This window comes from Thiorhodococcus mannitoliphagus (assembly GCF_010915725.1).
Taxonomy (GTDB): Bacteria; Pseudomonadota; Gammaproteobacteria; order Chromatiales; family Chromatiaceae; genus Thiorhodococcus; species Thiorhodococcus mannitoliphagus.
On sequence record NZ_JAAIJR010000337.1, the window covers coordinates 1 to 1,276 of the forward strand.

Sequence of the window (1,276 nt, forward strand, 5' to 3'; positions counted from 1 at the left end):
CAGGATGGGCAGGTCCGTTCAGCGCCGAGGTGACGCTCAAGCCCCGAGTGCTGACTTTGCCCATCCGACCCGCGTCTCTTGGGTAAGGTCATTTCCGGAAATCGCCTTATACAGCGGGCGCACATGACTGGGGGCAAGCTCATCGAGACGCTCGCGCAGGCGCGTGTCGCTCGGGGCCTGCTCAATCCCGTAGAGGGCCTTGAGATTCGCGCGCGTCGTCTCCTCCCGGCAGTCCTGGTCGAACTGCAGCAGCGAGGGATACTTCAACCCGAAGAGCGCTAGCCCTGACATCAGATGATCGACCAAGGCGATGTCGTGACCCGGTGCATCGGGGATTCGACGAAACACCCGATGCGCTTCTTTCAGCAGCCCCTCAATGCTGAGATGCTTGCGGCAAAACGGAGCGCTCATCAGCACCGCCCTCTCAATCCGACACTGAAATGATGCCGGCCAGTCTACCGAGTCGGCGCCAAAGGTTTACGAAGCACTTTTTTCAGGCTGCTCCAACCCATTGTCGCTCAAGAGAAAAAATTTTCAGCGGGAATTGCTGCATCTCCGCAGCGCCGCCGCACGCCCGAAGCTTTGGGCGGCCCGCCGGAGTGAGCCAATCGAGGTGCTCGCACAGGGTGGCAGTGAGGTCCGAGCGCGATAAGCAGGGAAAGCGTCTTACACAGGCGCGAATGTAGGCGAGGTCCTCGGGCGTGATCCCCCGGTTGCCCTGCCACCAGCTCGTGCCGGTTGGATCAAGCATGTGATCGCCATCCAGACTGGGTAGTGCCCTTATGTATAGGATGAAAAATTAAGAAATGTGCTGTCCAACGTGTGACTCAAATAGAATCGTTATGAATGGCATTAATGCCACCGGAAAGCAAAATCATCGGTACCAAGATTGCGGTCGACAGCTTGTGCTTGATCCACTCAAACAACCCATTTCCGATGAGAAAAAAGCGCTCATCGATCGTCTTTTGCTTGAGCGTATTCCACTCGCAGGCATCGCCCGTTCAATCCCGGTTTCAGAGTCTTGACTGCAAGCCTATGTCAATCAGAAATATCAAGATATTCCGCAGGAATTGAATCCGCCCACGCTATCCAGGGTTCGTCTCGTGGGTAGTGCCACAATCTATAGAATGGCGAGAAATTATTACGCTTTTAAATCAGAGGTTTAAGAAAAAGGTCATCCTATCGATAAGGGCACTACCGGAGGCGTTGGTGCGTCAGCACACCACGGCGCAGCAACTGGCGACCCGAGCCCGAATCATTCTCGCCGCCGACGCCG

2 protein-coding genes are annotated in these 1,276 nt (G+C 56.0%); one reads left to right on the top strand and one right to left on the bottom strand.

The features are described 5' to 3' along the window. Positions 1 to 36: 36 nt before the first annotated feature. The gene (locus G3480_RS26710) at positions 37 to 411 is read right to left on the bottom strand and encodes a hypothetical protein (protein WP_164657220.1); all 375 of its coding nucleotides are present in this window, start codon (positions 409 to 411) and stop codon (positions 37 to 39) included. A gap of 395 nt (positions 412 to 806) precedes the next feature. Here G3480_RS26710 and G3480_RS26715 point away from each other — a divergent pair, with 395 nt between their 5' ends. Further along, complete coding sequence (locus tag G3480_RS26715) at positions 807 to 1,025, top strand: IS1/IS1595 family N-terminal zinc-binding domain-containing protein (protein ID WP_420824646.1); 219 nt, start codon at positions 807 to 809, stop codon at positions 1,023 to 1,025. Positions 1,026 to 1,276 lie beyond the last annotated feature (251 nt).